The sequence below is a fragment of the Dehalococcoidia bacterium genome, from assembly GCA_030648205.1.
GTDB lineage: Bacteria > Chloroflexota > Dehalococcoidia > JAUSIH01 > JAUSIH01 > JAUSIH01.
The window spans coordinates 1-13972 of record JAUSIH010000039.1 but is presented as its reverse complement, the minus strand read 5'-3'; the positions used below and the strand labels follow the sequence as shown (position 1 = coordinate 13972).

Here is a 13972-nt window from a genome sequence, read left to right as displayed (position 1 = left end):
GCGTGTCTTTTGGTCAAATGGCGGACTTCACGGGTTTTGGGCTGTCTTTCCAATGAATCCTATGCATTTGCGAGACCCAAAGACACATACCATGTCTTGACGCCCTTTGCTTCGCGTTGTAGGCTTAGTCGACTCATGTCAGCTAGGTCAGGCGTGGCCGGTCAATCGCTGCCAAGGAGGCTAATAACAATTTTGTTATGGACTCCCGACTTGTCAGTATAGCAAATTTGTGATACGATGTCTACTGTCACTTGGACGTTTTGGGATTATGTGGACTCCAGTGGCGACAACTTAATTAGTCAATGGCTCAACGAATTCAGAGAACCAACGGTGGGCAAAATTAGATCAAGGCTTGTGGCGATATTTCAACTGCCGAATGCTGAGGGACGGCCTAACCCGCCCAGATATGAAGTGCTTCATGGCAAACACAACGACTTGATTGCGATTAGGTTCAAGATCAACAACACACAGTACAGAGTATTCGCGTGCTACGGAAATAAAGGACGTGGCGAAATCTGGTTATTGGCAGGAGGGCAGGAACAAAATGACCAGTATAGACCCCAAGGAATCCTAGATACAGCCATTGAACGCCGAACACGTATACTGAACCGAACAAGCCAGGTGAGGCCGACATGCTTACTAGAAAACAACAGCTAGAGAATCTTCTGCGAGACCCCAACTTCCGTAGCCAATTCGTTGCCGACTATGTTCAGGAGATGGTAGCGACTCAGATCAGAGCCATTCGTGAGCAACGGAAATGGACGCAGGAACAATTAGGCGAGGCTGCCGATGGCATGAGACAGGTCCAAGTCTCACGATTGGAGAACCCCGATTACTCAGGGGTTAGCTTGAATTCACTGAAGCGTGTGGCGCGGGCATTTGACCTAGGCTTGATTATTCAGTTAGCTCCATTCAACGAGTTCTTGGATTGGGTTGTTAGCGTCAATCCCGAAAAGCTCGTGCCGCCGAGTTATGCCGAAGAACAAGAGCAACGCCACATGGAACACGTGTCCCCTTTGTCCTTGATTAGCGACTACTACTCCAAACACGCCAGCAACTTGACGAATATTGAAAAACAGGAGGAACAAAAAGTTGCGATTCCCGCCTGATGTCCAGAAACGCCTAGCTAAGGAGTACCGATTCGCCGCCACTAAGATGCGCGAGGAGTCTGACCCGCTCCGCAAGGTCTTCTTCTTCAGTGCCTTGTTCACTGAACTCAGCCGGAACCTGAACTGGTATTGGAACAGGGACCTTGTTCTATTGCATTGGGTATTGCAGGCAACTCACTCCACTCTTACACAGAGGGCACAACCTACACCTGCGGCTCTGAACAAGGCGTCATTTGGCGTACTTCTCGAACGTCTGACGGAAGTTACAGAAGGTCTTGCCGAGTACATGGAGCGAGGAGGCGAAACCGACAACTTGCACGAACTAATTGGACGTATAGCGGAGATTGGCTACCTGTCAACGCCGCATGGCAGTTATGTTATAGAGAAGGGTCTTGTCAAACCCGACTCCATCTAGATTGCGCTGCCTTGCGCGCTATCTCCCGCCGTCGCTCTGGCGTTAGCTTCGCGGCCCGCGCCTTCCCGCCCTTTAGCCCGCCGAGTCTGCCCGCTTCGGTTTGTTGGGTAGACTGCCTTGTCGCCTCTTGAACCACGCGAAAAGCGTTGGCGGCGAATTCGTGTTCCTTCTTTGGCTTGCGCTGCTTCTTCTTTTCCATGCCTTCACGATACCATGCCGCTCAAGCATGGTCAACGGCTCTTGACTCCAAACTGATACACTACCAAGTCACGACTTTCCTGCCGCGGCCTCCACGAACGCGGCGAAGATGCGGCGGTACAGCTCCCGCGCCGGATGCCCGTCCGGATGGTCGCCCATCTTCTCCGGGTGGAACTGCACCCCGTGGACCCAGCCGGGCAGCCCGACCCCGTCCACCGCCTCCACCGTGCCGTCCGGGGCGCGCGCCGTCACGATAAGGCCGGGCGCAACGGCCTTGAGCGCCTGATGGTGGTAGCTGTTCGTCTCGATGGGCGTCCCCGATGCCAGAAGCTCGGCCAGGAAGCTGGCGGGCCGCAAGGTCAGGACATGCCGCGTATTCTGGTGCCCCCCGATGTGCTGGACCAGGTTCCCGCCCAGGGCCACGTTCAACACCTGCATCCCCCGGCAGACGGCCAGCACCGGCAGGCCCCTGTCCAGCGCGGCCCGCACAAGCGCGATCTCAAAGGCGTCCCTGCCCTCCGTGTCCACGTGCAGGCCCGCCTCGGGGTCGGGCGACTCGCCGTAGAAGCGCGGGTCCACGTCCGCGCCGCCGGTGAGGAGCAGGCCGGAGAGGCCGCGCAGCGCGTCCCGCACAGCCCGCTCGAAGGCGGAGCCGCTTGCCGCGCCCGCGTCCGGAGGGAGTCCTTCCGGAAGCGGAAGGACCCGCGTCTCCCCCGGCAGGCCAGCGGCGCGCACACACGCCTGCGTCGCGTCGTGGTACTTCCACGCGACGCTCTGGCCGGCCTTGCGGCTGCGCTTCGCCGACTGGGCGACGCCGATAACGAGAAAGGGCACGGGGCCATTATAGCTGCCGAGCCGGGCATGACGTGTTGGTAGTGTCCTAATTTGCCCGCTCCACCAAATCCCGCACCGTCCACTGGCGGTCAGCCACACCCGCCGCAATCGCGGGAGTAGTCTTGAGCGTCGCGTGTCGGCGCACGAAGTTGTAATAGGCGAAATGCAGCCCAACCGCCGAGCGTAGGTTATCAGACTTCTTGGAAAATCCATTGGTGAGTCGGGTGAAGCGACGCATGGACATCCGCATCGTGAGATTTTGGCGTTCAACGTAGGACGTAGAAGCCACGTCCATATCAGGGCTACCGACCATCAATTCTTTCTCCACTGAGACGACCTTGGGCGGGCTGTACCTACCAGGTCCAATAGGCTCCGCCTCGTATGACTTTACAATCTGGGCATAGTCCACGTCCGCACCAAAGGCCCTTTCAACAGCCTCCACGTAGAAGCGCAACCCATCGGAGTTGAGTTGGACGCGGTTGGCGAGACGGGATTCCAGGTCGGCGACGAATGCTTGGGCCGTTGCCGCATCCCGCTTGCCCACGCGGTAGCTCGGAACCAGCTTTGTATCTGCGTCAATTGCGACCCATGTCCAGAAGTCGCCGACCTGCGTGCGGTCGTCATCCGCCGTCACATGCCGCTGCTTCTTCCCGACGAAGCACCATATCTCGTCCAGTTCAAGGCGACGGCATTGAAGCCCGCGCATTGACTCGTCCATCATTTGATGGCAGGAGTTGCCCACGCGCGCGGCGAGCCGCATGATTGTGTCTCTGTGAACCCCTGTCATGCGTTCCACTGAGCGGATTGATGCCCCTTCAACAAGCGCTCCGAGTACGGTTGCCTGGAGGTCGGAACTGAGTCTATTCATTCTGCTACCTCTCTTGTATAATGGAGTGTGGAGCGGTGGGGAGTCGAACCCCGTGGGCCAGGGTGTAGAGTCCAGCCTGGGAACCGTCCCGCCGCCCCATATCCGCCCCAAGGTGCTCGCTACACCTTGGGGCTTTTCATTGCCAATATTATACTTGCCCCAGCACGTATTGTCAATACTTAGTCGGGCACGTATTGACTCTCTAGGTTAAAAGGAGTATTGTGTTGGTGGTGACCAGAGGAGGACAAGACATGACTGAACCTATTAATGAAAACGCTAGGGCACTAAGTAAACTAGGTGCGTCAAAGGGAGGTAGGGCAAGAGTATCCAGCACAACACCAGAACAGCGAAGCGAGATTGCGCGCAAAGCTGTTCTGACAAGATGGAAGAAGGCAGGCAAGGTAATTACGACCGACGCAACCTCCGAGTCGCTAGGTGACCAGCCCAAGTCCCTTGCCCCGATGGGCACATTAGGCGAACCAACAATGCCATATGCATTGTTTTCAGGCGTGGTGAAGATTGGCGGAGCCGAGATTCCGTGCCATGTGTTGAATGATGGCCGGCGCGTTCTTCACCAACGCGCTATGGTGCAAGCCCTGGGAATGGCGCGAGGTGGTAGTAGTAGGGGAGGTGGTGACCGGCTTGCCTTCTTCGTAGGGCAAAAGACACTGAAGCCATTCGTGTCGGATGCACTTTATAAGGTGACCGGGAATCCAGTCGTCTTCAAAACGCTTCGGAGACAGTCGGCGTATAGCTATGAAGCTGACGTGCTCGGTGACATATGCGAAGCTGTCTTAGCTGCGCGGCAGGCGGGGACGTTGCAACCCCAACAGGTACACATCGCTGAACAATGCGTCATACTCATGCGTGGATTCGCCCGTGTTGGCATCACGGCTCTTGTAGATGAAGCGACAGGGTATGACAAGGTTAAGAAGAAGCAAGACCTTCAAATCAAGCTACAAGCGTTCATCGCTGAGGAAATGCAGGAGTGGGCTAGGATGTTTCCTGAGGAGTTTTGGTTTGAGCTAGCTCGATTGGAGTCAGTACACTACTCACCACATTCCCGCCCGCTTCGATGGGGTAAATATGTGATGATGTTCGTCTATGACGCTATTGACGCAGATGTGGGCCGCGAACTTCGCAAAAAAAACCCAAACCCCCATTTTCTCCAAAACCACCATATGTGGCTAAAAAAATACGGACGTGATCAGGTGACCATCCAAATCGAACGTGTCATTACGATTATGAAATTGTGCCACGATATGGACGACTTCAAGGCGAAGTTCTCCCACGTCTTCAAAAAGACGCCATTGCAAATGTCCTTCGCTGACATCGCTTGGGGAGTCCCCATACCTCTACGCAATAGCAAAACGAGAGCTTAGGTCACCTATGTCTGAAACCTCTAAGGAAGCCCTAAAGAAAACCATCCGGAATCTGCATGGGTGCGAGTCCGTGTGGGTCGAGTCCGTTCCAGTCATAGAGACGTTCCAGGGGCGGATGGTATGGGATGGCGTCGTTCAGGTATTCGACCTAAAGGGCCATCCGACGGCGACGCGCTGCTATGCATGGTCACACGCCACAACGGGCCGGAAACGCCGATTTGTGGCCGTGCTCCACCAAGGGCCTGTGGACTCGCCGGAGAAGGCAGTGAGGGCAGCGATAGCGGCAGAGGAGCGTGCTCGTAATGCCTAGTCATGACGACCTAGTGACCCTTTTGTCTGGCATACACGTCAGTGACCGTTATAAGAGGCGTGCCGCCATCGTCGCGGGCCATCTCGTCAGCTATGTGCTGAAGGAACGCGGGAACTCCCTGTCCAAATTGCAACGACAGAAACTAATAAGCCCCTCGGCAAACCGGCTTTGGGACAACTACAGGGGCAAACGGAGACAACCAGGGCAGTCTCCAAAAGAAGTGGCTGAGGAGACCATCGCCGAGGAACTAGACTATCTGGAGACAATTCTCACGGATTCAAATTAGGACACTACCGACGTGTTGCCTGTATTTACGCCTCCGTGCTAACATGTATGTTTGGAACGAACTCGGGCGCGACTACGCGCCCGCTCTTAATTGGGAGGTTGTTTAATGGCAGTCACTATCGGTCAGCCGGCGCCGGACTTCACACTCCACGACGCCGACAAGCAGAAGCGTTCGCTGAGCCAGTTCAAGGGCAAGAACGTTGTTCTGGCGTTCTTCCCCGGCGCATTTTCCGGCGTTTGCGACAAAGAGATGTGCGCCTTCCGCGACAGCATGGACAAGCTGAACGGTCTGAACGCGCAGGTCGTCGGCATCAGCGTGGACTCGTACGCCGCGCTCAAGGCATTCGCCAACCAGTACAAGCTGCAGTTCCCGCTGCTCACCGATTTCAACCGCGAGGTCATCGCCAAGTACGACGTCCTCTGGAAGGGCCTCGGCGGCATCGAGGGCTACAACGTCGCCAACCGCGCCGTCTTTATTCTGGACAAGAACGGCGTCGTTCACTGGAAGTGGGTCGCCGAAAAGCCGGGCATTGAGCCGGCGTACGACCAGATTACAGCCGAGCTGGCAAAGCTGCCCAAGTAGTCAGTCCTCCCAGGCGACGATGAGGGTCGCCCCTCGAGGAAGCCATGACAGCGTGGACACGACTGGCCTTCTTGTGCCTCCTGGCGGCGGCTTCTGTCGCGCTGCTGCCGTGGCGCCCGGCCCTCGCCGATGGGCCGGAGGCCGCGGCGCGCGATCTGGAACTCCAACTCATGTGCCCCATCTGCCCGGGCCAGACTATCGCGCAGGCGGACAACGAGATATCCCGGCAGATGAAGGCGATCATCCGCAAGAAGCTCGCCGACGGCGAGACCAGGGAACAGGTCCTCGCATTCTTCGTCGAGCGCTACGGCGAGGCTGTGCTGGCCGCGCCGCCTCGTCAGGGGTTCAACCTGGCCGTGTGGCTCGCGCCCTTCGCCGTCCTGGCGGCGGGAGCGGCCATCGTCTTCATCGCCGTGCGCCGCGCCGTCCGGCCTCGGGCCCCCGCGAGCGACGCGGAGACGCCCCCCGCCGACATGCCGGAGAGCGAGGCGCGGCGCTACCGTGAGCGCGTGGCGCGGGAGATGGCGCAGCGCCAGGCCAAGACCTAACGCCGCACGTCAGACGGACAGTTGCAATGGACTCATGTCATGGCGGTGGCCCAGTCTTATAGCGGAAGTTCAGGAGGGCGCTGCCCTCCTGACAGAGGGGAGTGGGGGGTGTCCCCCCGCCCCATTCTTATGGATGGGGTGGGGACACCCCAAAACGCGCACTTTGACTCTTGAAAAGAGCATCATGAAAGTCATCTTCCGCATCCCCAAGCCTCACCAGGTGGAGCTCCAGGGCAGACGCCGCGTCAGCGAGCTGGCCAGGGAGCTTGGCTTTAACCTGGAGTCGCACCTGGTCATTCGCGGCGACGACCTGCTGACGCGGGACGCAGTGGTGGAGGACACGGACACCATAGAAGTCCGGCCCGCCATTTCGGGAGGCTAGCCATGCGTTGCGTGAAGTGCCACGAGACAGCCTCGGTGGACCTGCCTAGCCGCAACGCCGCGTACTGCGCTCCGCATTACCTCGAGCACTTCGAGTACGAGGTCGGGCACAACATCCGCAGCCTGAAAATGTTCACCACGGACGAGCGCGTCCTTGTGGCCGTATCCGGAGGGAAGGACAGCCTCGCCCTGTGGGAAACGCTCATCCGCCTGGGCTACAAGACGACTGGCTTCCACCTCCATCTGGGCATCGGCGAATACTCGGACCTCTCCCGCGAAAAGACGGAGTCCTACGCCCGCGCGCACAACGTCGAGCTTATCGTGGTGGAAGTCGAGGAAGCGGTCGGCGCGACGATCCCCGAGGTGTCCACGGCGCTCCGGCGGGTGCCGTGCTCCGGCTGCGGCCTGACCAAGCGCTACCTGATGAACCGCACCGCCCGCCAGCAAGGCTTTCCCGTCCTGGCGACGGGCCACAACCTGGACGACGAGGCGGCGACGCTCATGGGCGGCATTCTCCACTGGCAGATGGACAGCCTCGGACGGCAGGCCCCCGCGCTGGAGTCAACGCACCCTAAGCTGGGACGCAAGGTCAAGCCTTTGTACACCTTCTCGGAGAAGGAGACGGCCAGCTACGCCGTCCTCCGGCGCATAGACTATGTGGTGGACGAGTGCCCCAACTCCACGGGCGCGCTCTCGCTGCTGTACAAGGACGTGCTGAACCGGATTGAGGCGGAGTCCCACGGGACCAAGCTGCGGTTTTTCCAGGGCTATCTGAAGAACCTGCGTCCGGCTTTGGCGTCCACGGGCCAGAAGGTGGAGTTGCGGGAATGCGCCACCTGCGGCGAAGCGACGACGGCGGAGGTCTGCGCCTACTGTCGCATGGTGGATCGCGTGTACAAGTGGAAGCAGCGCCGCGTCGCGCCCACGCCCGCGCCCGTCAGCCCACCGACGTAGCGCCCGACTGCACGCTGAGGCAGATTCCTCGCAAAGTATATCCTGAGCATAGCCGAAGGGCTCGGAATGACAAGGGGCCAGACGTCACGCTGAGCGCATTCCTTCTACGGTAACGCGCAGCGAATGGTCTTCCCGCAGGACGTTCCTTAGAGAGATTCCTCGCTCCGCTCGGAATGACAGATGCCCGCTCATGGATTCGACTGGCTCACCATGAGCGGGCATGTCCTGTGCCAACCACGGAACGCAGGGGCTGAAGCTGCCCTTGTTGAGCAGTAGCGCTGGGCATCGCACTAGTCCTGCACGCGGACGGAGTCACCGCCGAGGGAAGGTGCAGGGCCGCAGGGCGGCCCGCCGGAGGGCCTGGGAGAGCCTGCCCTGAGCGCAGCCGAAGGGCGTCCTCCCAGAATCTATCTATCTACATTCCCCCTCTCCTGACTGGAGAGGGGGTCAGGGGGTGAGGTCGCTCTCCACCACCAGCGGGTCTTGTCCAACGCCGGGTACGCTCCGTCCGACGGGGCTGGCCCGTCGGCTTGTGCAACGGGCGCACATACGCGTGTTGACATCGTGCCCGCCCCCTGATTAAGATGCTACTGGGGGAGTATCACTTGCATCTAAATGAGCGGCGCGGCCATCAGACCGGAGCGGTCACAGGAGGCCTGGCGTGTTGAAGCAGTACGTGGTTGATCCCGCCGAAATGCCGTGGAAGAACGGCGACACGGAGGGGGTCACGTTCCGTGGCCAGGTCCTGTTGAGTGGAGAGGACGGCGGGCCGGAGGCGTTCCGGTTCAAGTTCGACCCCAGTATCAAGGTCTACGCGCACATGCACCTTACGTCCCAGTTTCAGGTCCTGCTGGGCGGGATGATGGACCTCCCCAAAGAGACGATGAAGATGCGCCCCGTGGGAGTGCTCTACACGGACCATAACGTGCCGTACGGTCCCTTCTCCGTGGGCGGCGACCATCACGTCCTCGTGCTGCACCCCAAGCGCGCCGGCCTTGTGACCATGGGCAACCGGGACGCTCGGAAGTTGATCAACCTGACCGGGCGCCAAATACCCGGCATGGAGAAGGACACCGAGTGGTTCCCAATTCCCGGGCATGAAGGCGCCCGCTGCAAGTTCCTCATACCGTCCATGGCGGGGCCCGAGGCGCTGATGCTGGAGTGCCCACCCAACATGACGATTCCCGTGGGGGCGCCGCTCTACGGACGCTACGAGGTGGTGCTGAAAGGTACCGTGGTGATTGAGGGCCGCTCCCTTGGGCCGCCCGGGCTCCGCTACGTGGAGGGCGACGAGCAACCTTCGCCGCTGACGGCGGGCCCGGAGGGCGCGACCGTAATGTTTTTCTCGTTTGACAAGGATGCGCGGGAGGGCGGGCTCACGGGCGACGCGCTCTCGATGCTCGGGGCCGAGGCGATGGCGAAAGCGATCTAGTCGTCGGAGGGAGAGAACATGACAAACGTGATCCAGGAAACGCAGAGCGCCACGGAAACCGAGAGTGGGGCGGGAGACAAGGGGATGCAGCCATTCCCGGTTGTGTTCTTCGCCGATTTCACCTGCCCGTACTCCTACATCGCCCAAGCGCAGGTGGACAATCTCATCCGGGACTACGGCGTACAGCCGCTGTGGCGTCCCCACTGGCTCCATCCGGATATGCCGTCGGAGGGCAGGCCGTACGCCGCCGACCCGGAGCGCCGCAAGGCCACACTGGCGTGGCTCCACGAGATGGAGCCGGAGAAGGCCGCGTCCATGCGCCTGCCGGACAAGCAGCAGTTCAGCTTCCACGCATTCGAGGCGCTGGACTATGCGGAGGACCACGGCCTGGCCCTGCCGTTCAAGTCGGCGGTCTTCGACGCGCTGTGGGTGGAGGGCAAGGACATCGGCCAGGCGAATACGCTGATGGAAGCCGCCGATAAGGTGGGGCTGGACGCGGAGGAACTGGGCCGCGCGCTCCACGAGCGGACGTACGCGCTCCGGGCGCTGGAGGCGGTCATGACGGCGGCGAAGATAGGCGTCACCGCAACGCCCACGGTGTTCCTTGGCCGCGCAAAGATCATCGGCTGGCACTATTACGAAGTGTTCCAGACCGTACTGGCGCAGCAGGGCATTTCCCCCAAGGTAGCTACGGCAGCGGTGGCCCAGGCGTAGCGCCCTCTCAGGAGGCTCGTCGCTCGCAGCCCCGCCCTGCGGCGGGATGACACGCGCGCGCATACCACAGGGGTCTCGCTTGCGCCGCGCTCCCTCGGTGCGGCGGAGAGCCGCGCCGTTTACGCGAAGTGCGGCATCACCTTGTCCCGCCACAGGCGCAGGAAGCGGCGCTTATCGGCCACGCGCACGTGGAGGGCGATCTTCCGCGCGCCCGCCGCGTGCGCCTCCTGGGCTCGCTGCACGAACCCCTCCGGCGAGCCATATAACCCGAAGCGCCGCGCCAGATAGGGCGTCAAACCCAGGTCGTCCGCCAGACGCGCGTGGTGACTCGGCCCGAACTTGGTGTGCTCCATGGGCCGGTACTCCTCCTGAATGCGCTGCATGGCGGGTACGTACTCCGGCGGCAGGTGCTTGCCCTCCGTAGTGAAGCGAAAGGCGTGATGCGCGCGCGTCACCAGCGAGCCTTTCATCTCGTTGAGCGCCGTCTCATCGTCCTCCGCCAGGTTCGCCATGACGGCCCACCACACGTCTATGTCATCCACCCGGCGGCCCGCCTCCTCCGCGCCCGCTTGCAGCTCGGCCAGCGCATCGCGCACGACGTCCGGCGTCACCCCCATCGCGATGATCACGCCGTCCGCGACGCGCCCCGCCATGCGCACCGTCTTCGGGCCGGACGCGGCCACGTACACGGGCACCCGACGCGGCGCGAGGGCGAGCTTAATCTCACGGCCCTGCCACTCGGCGAGGCCATCGCGCAGCAGCGTCCGCACCGTGCGCACGTAGTCCTCCAGGGACGCGACGGGCGACGGACGCAGACCGATGTTGAGCGCCGCGCTGTCGCCGCTGCCGATGCCCAACACGGCGCGTCCGTCCGACACGATGTCCACGCTGGCGATTGCTCCGGCGGCGACGGCGGGATGCCGCGTCAGCGGGTTCGTGACCCACGGGCCGACGCGCAGGTTCTTCGTCAGCATTGCGGCGACGCTTGCGCGGACGTACACGTCCATGTACAGCGACTGGGAGTCGCCGATGCCAAGACCCCAGAAACCGCACTCGTCGGCGGCCCGCACGTACTCTTTCCAGTCCGGGAACGAGTCGCCGGTGAGGACCAAACTGAAGTCAGCACCCATACGGCCTACACTTTTCCCGCCGTCAGCAATCCGTTGTAATGATCGGCGTAACTGGTTGTGGATGGCGGCTGAACGGTTGGACGTACAGAACGCCGCCGCCTTGTACTTGGGACGCTGTTCACTATAGCGCCGGGGGGATGTTATCAGAGGGAAAAGAATCAGGTTGGGGGAGTCCTGTCGTTCCCGGGAAGGGCTGGATTCCCCCAACCATTTTCGGGCTGCTTCTGGAAGCAGCGCAGGCTAGTAAACGGTCCTTTTGACCAGGATGAACTTCTGCCGACGCGCGCGGGCCTCCAATATCTCGTCAAAGGCGCCCTGCACACCCGGGGAGACGCTCCGCTCGTAGGCCATGCGGTCATCCATCGTCTCCCAGATGCCCATGACCATCGTGTCGCGGCTGCCGTCGGCGGCCCAGAACGCGCGCAGTCCGCGGAACCCTTTCTGCTTGAGCAGCATGCCCGTGGACCTGTCCCATATCCTCTCCAGGTCCCTGGCCCACTCCTCCTGGGTCTTCGCCTTCGCCTTGCCGAAGGCCAGCGCCCCCACCACGCCCTGATTCATGATGTCGTCCATAAGTCCTCCTTTTACGTATCGTTTTACCGCGCGCCTTACTTGTTCTCTCCCTGGTACGCGCCCGCGTAGCCCTGTCCCACCGGCCTGTCCAGGCGGAAGAACACGAGTTGCATCACCCGCGCGTTCCGCCCCAGCCGGAAGCCTGCCGGATGGTACACCACCAGCAGCGACTGCGAGCGGCCCGAGTAGCCCGCGTCCCAGACCGCAGTGTGCACGCTGACCCCGCAGCGGCCCAGGCTGGAGCGCGGCCTGCCCAGCGCCATCACGTCACGCGGGAGGCTCACCACCTCGTTGTACGTGACGAGATACGGGCCGGGCGTCAGCTCCCAGTACCCCGCGGGCGACGGCTCCAGCGGTCCTTCCGGCACAGGAAGGACGCGGTCGTCCGCCGCCTGGCCAATGCGCCCCGCCGACGTGAAGCGCGCAACGCCGCGCACCGTAAAGTCAATGCCGTTGGGCTGAAGCTGCGCCGCGGCGTCCACCATGTCGGCGACCAGCGGCGGCGTCGCCGACAGCATCTCCTGAAGCGTCTCGCGGCCCAGCGCCGACCCGTGCATCTCTTTCCCCATCTGACACAATGCTCCACAACGACGAGTCTGGGCCGAGGCCCGCATCATACGCAAACGCCGACGGACAGAAGCGCGACCGCGCCGTGCGCGTGCGCTGCGGCGGCGAGGTCAACTGTAGCAGAAACAGATGCGAGCTTCAATCCCGCCCGCGAGATGTCCATGAGACGCCCGCTTCACACACGGGCAGCGGATGTGCTATAACACCCTTGCGCCTCCATGACTTCAGCGGAAAGGGGACAGAATCAGACATGAAGACAAACCTGCAGGGCCGCGTCGCCATCGTCACCGGCGGCAGCGAGGGCATCGGCAAGGCCGCGGCGCTACTGATGGCGGCGAGCGGCGCGGACGTCGCCATCGCCACTCGCGGCGCCGAGAAGGCCGAGCTGGTGGTGCGGCAGATACAGGCAATGGGCCGCAGGGCAGCCCACGCGCCGGTGGACATCACCAGCTATGCGAGCTGCCAGGAGATGGTCCAGAAGGTCGTCAAGGACTTCGGCAAGGTGGACATCATGGTCGCCAACGGCAGTCCGCGCTGGAAGCACGTCCGCCCTCTCCCGTTCGCCGAGACCGACCCCGCCAGCTACGAGGACTACATCCGCATGCGGCTCATCAGCCGGCTGTACTGCGTCCGCGCCGTGCTGGACCACATGCGGGAGCGCGAGTACGGCAAGATCGTGAATGTCACCACCGATGCGGGACGGCATCCCACGCCCAGCGAGTCGCTCATCGGCGCGGCGGCCGCCGGTCTCATCATGGCGACGAAGACCCTGGCGCGCGAGTTCTCCCGCTGGCGCATCCGCGTCAACACCGTGTCCACGACGCTCACCGCCGACACCCCCGCGTACGAAAACTTCTCGCGCATCCGGGAGTCGGGCGAGGTCATCGCCAAGGCGTTCAAGAAGATCGAGGAGCGGGTGCCGCTGGGGCGACTCAACCTGCCGGACGACGTGGCCTACGCCATACTGTACCTGGCCTCGCCGGAGTCGGACCAGATCACGGGCATGACCCTGAGCGTGAACGGCGGCATATCGTATCCGGGGTAGGGGGCTTCACGCGCCCATCCTGGGATGAGCGGCGTAAAGTCCCATCAGAAACGGCGCTTTTGATCGCTAGAAGAGGGCTTGGTCCTTTTCGCGGTCTTTTGCTTCCGAATGAACGCTTTGCGTTTACGTTCCTTTTCTTCAAAATCGGCAAGCTTTTGAGCCTTTTCAGTTGCCACAGCCTTCCAGTAAGCCGCGTCGCCGGTCATTTTCACTTGCATTCGCCGCAATAGCCTGGGCCTTTCGAGGTCGTCGAACTTGTCCAGGTGGTCTGGTGTCAGAGTCTGGTCGAGGTGTTTCTGGAAGTCCGAAAGCTCACTCGCATACGCCTGTTCGGCGTCGTTTATGGTTACGGCGAAAAATTTCTTCAGGTGATCTTTGCTTACGAAATGCTCGGAAGACCTAAATTCGGAAGCCAGAATCATGTCTCTGAACGCCACTTGCACTTGAGGCCCCTGCGCCACGGTTGCGAGGAATGCGTACAAGGGTGCGATTGGCAAAACAATAGGTGATTGAGTACGGTCTGGCACCAGGAGTAGGATGGTGCCATGGACCTGCAAAGCTATGAACAGCTTGTGAAGAGCGAGTCAACAGCGAAAAAGTATGTGTTGGGATTTTGCTGGAAAAACCATCAGCGGTTTTGCCCC

The 13972-nt window shown here is 61.3% G+C and carries 16 protein-coding genes; 10 read left to right on the top strand and 6 right to left on the bottom strand.

All coding sequences use genetic code 11. The features are described 5' to 3' along the window. Positions 1–632 precede the first annotated feature (632 nt). A complete protein-coding gene (locus Q7T26_04625) occupies positions 633–1109 on the top strand; it encodes a helix-turn-helix transcriptional regulator (protein MDO8531442.1) in 477 nt (158 codons plus the stop codon). Then, positions 1093–1524, top strand: coding sequence for a hypothetical protein (locus Q7T26_04620; protein MDO8531441.1), 432 nt, complete (start codon positions 1093–1095; stop codon positions 1522–1524). The genes Q7T26_04625 and Q7T26_04620 overlap by 17 nt, the downstream gene beginning before the upstream one ends. 267 nt (positions 1525–1791) lie before the next feature. On the opposite strand, the gene Q7T26_04615 is transcribed toward Q7T26_04620, so the two are convergent. Both Q7T26_04615 and Q7T26_04610 read right to left on the bottom strand, forming a co-directional pair. Further along, the gene (locus tag Q7T26_04615) at positions 1792–2556 is read right to left on the bottom strand and encodes a gamma-glutamyl-gamma-aminobutyrate hydrolase family protein (GenBank protein ID MDO8531440.1); all 765 of its coding nucleotides are present in this window, start codon (positions 2554–2556) and stop codon (positions 1792–1794) included. 46 nt (positions 2557–2602) lie between these two features. Beyond that, positions 2603–3316 (bottom strand): IS1 family transposase, encoded by a 714-nt coding sequence (locus Q7T26_04610; GenBank protein ID MDO8531439.1) that lies wholly within the window; start codon positions 3314–3316, stop codon positions 2603–2605. Positions 3317–3675: 359 nt separating this feature from the next. Here Q7T26_04610 and Q7T26_04605 point away from each other — a divergent pair, with 359 nt between their 5' ends. From Q7T26_04605 to Q7T26_04575, 7 genes are all read left to right on the top strand, one after another. After that, entirely contained in the window at positions 3676–4806 is a 1131-nt protein-coding gene (locus Q7T26_04605; GenBank protein MDO8531438.1) for a P63C domain-containing protein, read from the top strand. Positions 4807–5507: 701 nt separating this feature from the next. After that, complete coding sequence (locus Q7T26_04600) at positions 5508–5984, top strand: peroxiredoxin (protein ID MDO8531437.1); 477 nt, start codon at positions 5508–5510, stop codon at positions 5982–5984. 44 nt (positions 5985–6028) lie between these two features. Next, a complete protein-coding gene (locus Q7T26_04595) occupies positions 6029–6532 on the top strand; it encodes a cytochrome c-type biogenesis protein CcmH (protein MDO8531436.1) in 504 nt (167 codons plus the stop codon). A gap of 184 nt (positions 6533–6716) precedes the next feature. Next, positions 6717–6914 (top strand): thiamine biosynthesis protein ThiS, encoded by a 198-nt coding sequence (locus tag Q7T26_04590; protein ID MDO8531435.1) that lies wholly within the window; start codon positions 6717–6719, stop codon positions 6912–6914. Between the two features lie 2 nt (positions 6915–6916). Continuing rightward, complete coding sequence (locus tag Q7T26_04585; GenBank protein MDO8531434.1) at positions 6917–7867, top strand: TIGR00269 family protein; 951 nt, start codon at positions 6917–6919, stop codon at positions 7865–7867. A 661-nt stretch (positions 7868–8528) separates the two neighbouring features. Beyond that, positions 8529–9299: a hypothetical protein gene (locus Q7T26_04580; protein ID MDO8531433.1), complete on the top strand. Its 771-nt coding sequence runs from the start codon at positions 8529–8531 to the stop codon at positions 9297–9299. Positions 9300–9317: 18 nt separating this feature from the next. Then, entirely contained in the window at positions 9318–10013 is a 696-nt protein-coding gene (locus Q7T26_04575; GenBank protein ID MDO8531432.1) for a DsbA family protein, read from the top strand. A 119-nt stretch (positions 10014–10132) separates the two neighbouring features. Here the strand turns inward: Q7T26_04575 and Q7T26_04570 are convergent, their stop codons facing one another. From Q7T26_04570 to Q7T26_04560, 3 genes are all read right to left on the bottom strand, one after another. Then, the gene (locus Q7T26_04570) at positions 10133–11143 is read right to left on the bottom strand and encodes an LLM class flavin-dependent oxidoreductase (GenBank protein ID MDO8531431.1); all 1011 of its coding nucleotides are present in this window, start codon (positions 11141–11143) and stop codon (positions 10133–10135) included. Positions 11144–11383: 240 nt separating this feature from the next. Then, complete coding sequence (locus Q7T26_04565) at positions 11384–11716, bottom strand: hypothetical protein (GenBank protein MDO8531430.1); 333 nt, start codon at positions 11714–11716, stop codon at positions 11384–11386. A gap of 35 nt (positions 11717–11751) precedes the next feature. Next, the gene (locus Q7T26_04560) at positions 11752–12285 is read right to left on the bottom strand and encodes a deoxyuridine 5'-triphosphate nucleotidohydrolase (GenBank protein ID MDO8531429.1); all 534 of its coding nucleotides are present in this window, start codon (positions 12283–12285) and stop codon (positions 11752–11754) included. 248 nt (positions 12286–12533) lie between these two features. Between Q7T26_04560 and Q7T26_04555 the strand changes: the two genes are divergently transcribed. Then, positions 12534–13328 carry an SDR family oxidoreductase gene (locus Q7T26_04555; protein ID MDO8531428.1) on the top strand — a complete coding sequence of 265 codons (795 nt, stop codon included), beginning with the start codon at positions 12534–12536 and terminating at the stop codon, positions 13326–13328. A 44-nt stretch (positions 13329–13372) separates the two neighbouring features. On the opposite strand, the gene Q7T26_04550 is transcribed toward Q7T26_04555, so the two are convergent. Next, entirely contained in the window at positions 13373–13771 is a 399-nt protein-coding gene (locus tag Q7T26_04550; protein MDO8531427.1) for a hypothetical protein, read from the bottom strand. Positions 13772–13972 lie beyond the last annotated feature (201 nt).

Coding starts and splice junctions, on each gene's coding strand:
- Q7T26_04625 (MDO8531442.1), top strand. CDS start 633: ATGCTTACTAGAAAACAACAGCTAGAGAATCTTCTGCGAGACCCCAAC.
- Q7T26_04610 (MDO8531439.1), bottom strand. CDS start 3,316: ATGCGGCTCGCCGCGCGCGTGGGCAACTCCTGCCATCAAATGATGGAC.
- Q7T26_04605 (MDO8531438.1), top strand. CDS start 3,676: ATGACTGAACCTATTAATGAAAACGCTAGGGCACTAAGTAAACTAGGT.
- Q7T26_04600 (MDO8531437.1), top strand. CDS start 5,508: ATGGCAGTCACTATCGGTCAGCCGGCGCCGGACTTCACACTCCACGAC.
- Q7T26_04595 (MDO8531436.1), top strand. CDS start 6,029: ATGACAGCGTGGACACGACTGGCCTTCTTGTGCCTCCTGGCGGCGGCT.
- Q7T26_04590 (MDO8531435.1), top strand. CDS start 6,717: ATGAAAGTCATCTTCCGCATCCCCAAGCCTCACCAGGTGGAGCTCCAG.
- Q7T26_04585 (MDO8531434.1), top strand. CDS start 6,917: ATGCGTTGCGTGAAGTGCCACGAGACAGCCTCGGTGGACCTGCCTAGC.
- Q7T26_04575 (MDO8531432.1), top strand. CDS start 9,318: ATGACAAACGTGATCCAGGAAACGCAGAGCGCCACGGAAACCGAGAGT.
- Q7T26_04570 (MDO8531431.1), bottom strand. CDS start 11,143: ATGGGTGCTGACTTCAGTTTGGTCCTCACCGGCGACTCGTTCCCGGAC.
- Q7T26_04565 (MDO8531430.1), bottom strand. CDS start 11,716: ATGGACGACATCATGAATCAGGGCGTGGTGGGGGCGCTGGCCTTCGGC.
- Q7T26_04560 (MDO8531429.1), bottom strand. CDS start 12,285: ATGGGGAAAGAGATGCACGGGTCGGCGCTGGGCCGCGAGACGCTTCAG.
- Q7T26_04555 (MDO8531428.1), top strand. CDS start 12,534: ATGAAGACAAACCTGCAGGGCCGCGTCGCCATCGTCACCGGCGGCAGC.